This is a genomic window from Acidisphaera rubrifaciens HS-AP3 (genome assembly GCF_000964365.1).
Lineage (GTDB): Bacteria > Pseudomonadota > Alphaproteobacteria > Acetobacterales > Acetobacteraceae > Acidisphaera > Acidisphaera rubrifaciens.
This window is the reverse complement of record NZ_BANB01000268.1, coordinates 1-2,237: the sequence shown is the minus strand read 5'-3', so window position 1 is coordinate 2,237 and position 2,237 is coordinate 1. Positions and strand designations below refer to the sequence as shown.

The following is a 2,237-nucleotide window of genomic DNA, read 5'->3' as shown; positions in this document are numbered from 1 at the left end:
CCGCCGCCGCCGCGGGCCTGGCCGTCGCACACGCGGGCACCCATCGCCTGCCGCTCGACTTCGCGACCTGGATCGCCCGCATGCGCACGCCCGCGCCCGCCGCGCAGGCGATCCGCGACCTGCAGGCGGCCATGCCGGCCGAGGTGCGCGCGATGTTCGACGTGGCCGCGGACGGGTCTTTCGCGATCGACGTTCTGACCCTGCATCTGATACACGATCGGGACAGCTGAGGAGAAACGGCAACACCTGCGACCACCCGGCACATACCCGCGCCACAACGCTCTTGCGCGCCGTACATAACGGTAATATCCGATCAAATATAACGTGATCGGAGGCTTGGAGCGATGCGTGGCGTTGTGCGGGCAGGGTGTTGCGCGCTGGGTGTGGTGTTTGCCTGCGGCGCGACGGGCACTGCCCGCGCCGACAGCATCGGCGACGAGGTCAGCAATTATTTCACCAACTGGTTCAATCGGGTCGATCAGGCGCAGGCTAGCCAGCCGCACTGGATGACGCCGATCGTGACCGTGACCCCGCGCCTCGAGGAAGAATATCGCTACGACCAGTTCTGGCAGACCACGAACAACGGCGCGAGCCTCGACAATTACGGCGGCGGCAAGGGGCTCGAGCTGATCCCCACGACGACGAACGAGATCATCATCGGCCAGCCGCCGTACATCGTGCGCAACGGCAACGAGGAGCATAACGGCTTCGGCGACTGGCCCTTTCTGCTGATCAAGCAGCGCCTGCTGAGCGCCAACGAGCAGGACGGCAATTATATCGTCACCGCCTTCCTGCAGGGCGTCGCCCCGCTCGGCGCCAAGGGCTTCACCACCAATTCGTACGAGATCAACCCGACGCTGGCGTTCGGCAAGGGCTGGGGCGATTTCGACATCCAGGCAACGATCGGCGGCAGCTTCCCGCTCGCCTACGAGAACAAGATCGGCGTGCAGGTGCCGATGAACATCTCGTTCCAGTACTGGCTCCGCCCGTATTTCTGGCCGGAGTTCGAGGTGCAGAACATCTATTTCGTGGACGGCCCGCACGGCGGCAAGAATCAGGTGCTGCTGACGCCCGGCATCATGTTCGGCCGGTTCCACCTGTATGACCGTGCCCGCCTGTCCTTCGGCATCGCCTACCAGATCGCGGTGGCGCCGCCGGAGACGCGCGTCGCGACGCTGCCGCTCTATCGCAACAGCCCGATCTTCACCGTCCGCATCTCGTTCTGACCGCGCCGTCCGCATCCGGGCGTCCCCCGACGCCCGGATCCGGAGCAACGGCCCCGGACGCGGTCAGGCAGGCAACAGCACGGTCGCTGTTGCCTGCGCCGCGATCCCTTCCTCGCGGCCGGTGAAGCCCAGCCGCTCGGTCGTCGTCGCCTTGACCGAAATCCGCCCGATCTCCACCCCCAGCAGCTCCGCCAGGCGCGCGCGCATCGCCGGCGCGTGCGGCGTGATCTTCGGCCGCTCGCAGATCAGCGTGACGTCGGCATTGGCCAGCACGCCGCCGCGCGCCGCGATACGCTCCGCGGCGTGACGGAGGAAGCGGGCGCTGTCCGCGTCCTTCCACGCCGCCTCGCTCGGCGGGAAATGCCTGCCGATATCGCCCTCCGCCAGCGCGCCATAGATCGCGTCGCACAGCGCGTGCAGCCCGACATCGGCATCGGAATGGCCGGCGAGGCCGCGCCCGTGCGGGACGGTGATGCTGCACAGCACCAGCGGGCGGTCGTCGGCGAAGGCATGCACGTCGAAGCCGCTGCCGACGCGCGGCAGCAGGTGGCCGGCCAGGATGCGTTCGAGACGCACGCGGTCCTCCGGGTAGGTGAGCTTGATGTTGTCCTCGTGCCCCGCGACCAGCGCCACGGCGTGTCCCGCGGCCTCCAGCAGCGCGGCGTCGTCGGTCGCGCCGTCGGGGTGGGTGGCGTGCAGGGCGGCCAGCAGATTGTAGCGGAACGCCTGCGGCGTCTGCGCCCGGAACAGGCCCTCGCGCGGGACGGTCGCGGCGATCATCCCGCCCTCGGCCCGCTTGAGCGTGTCGGCGACCGGCACCGCCGGGATGGCGCCGTCATGGCGGCCCAGGGCCTCGCGCAGGGCCGCGACGGTGCCCGGGGGGACGACCGGCCGCGCGCCGTCATGCACCAGCACGATGTCGGGCGCGTGCTCGGCCAGCGCGGCGAGGCCGCGCCGCACGCTCTCCTGCCGGGTGGCGCCCCCCGCGACCGGCGGCAGGGGGGCAATGCC

The 2,237-nt window shown here is 69.6% G+C and carries 2 protein-coding genes and 1 pseudogene; 2 read left to right on the top strand and 1 reads right to left on the bottom strand.

Features of this window, described 5'->3' with window-relative positions; genetic code table 11:
* Positions 1 to 230: pseudogene (locus B8460_RS21805) on the top strand (hypothetical protein); the annotation flags it as partial.
* A gap of 114 nt (positions 231 to 344) precedes the next feature.
* On the top strand, positions 345 to 1,226 hold the full coding sequence (locus B8460_RS09105) for a hypothetical protein (protein WP_148360476.1): 882 nt from the start codon (positions 345 to 347) through the stop codon (positions 1,224 to 1,226).
* Between the two features lie 63 nt (positions 1,227 to 1,289).
* On the opposite strand, the gene ispF is transcribed toward B8460_RS09105, so the two are convergent.
* Positions 1,290 to 2,237, bottom strand: a 948-nt coding sequence (gene ispF, locus B8460_RS09100) for a 2-C-methyl-D-erythritol 2,4-cyclodiphosphate synthase (protein WP_048861278.1), incomplete at its 5' end; no start/stop codon positions are given.

What these genes read in the sequence shown, in the direction of transcription:
- B8460_RS09105 (WP_148360476.1), top strand. Translation starts at nt 345, where the DNA reads ATGCGTGGCGTTGTGCGGGCAGGGTGTTGCGCGCTGGGTGTGGTGTTT.